Genomic DNA, 248 nt, shown 5'->3' on the forward strand with positions numbered 1-248 from the left:
GTGTCGACGGCTCGTTCGAACTTCGGTGCGACGCAGAACCGTCTGGAGTACGCGATCTCCAACATCAACGTCGCCGCGGAGAACCTGACCTCTGCCGAGTCGCGCATCCGCGACGTCGACATGGCCAAGGAGATGATGAACTACTCGCGCACCAACATCCTGTCCCAGGCCGGGACCGCGATGCTCGCGCAGGCCAACCAGTCCAACGCCGGAGTGCTCCAGCTCCTCGGCTGAGACTGACAGCCACC

General features: G+C 63.7%; 1 protein-coding gene. It reads left to right on the top strand.

All coding sequences use genetic code 11. The annotated features are described in order from the left end of the window. The coding region (locus IE95_RS0118415; protein ID WP_282916261.1) for a flagellin at positions 1–234 on the top strand (234 nt) is incomplete at its 5' end. Positions 235–248: the final 14 nt, after the last annotated feature.

The sequence above is a fragment of the Oerskovia turbata genome, from assembly GCF_000718325.1.
In the GTDB taxonomy this organism is placed as follows: Bacteria; Actinomycetota; Actinomycetes; order Actinomycetales; family Cellulomonadaceae; genus Oerskovia; species Oerskovia turbata.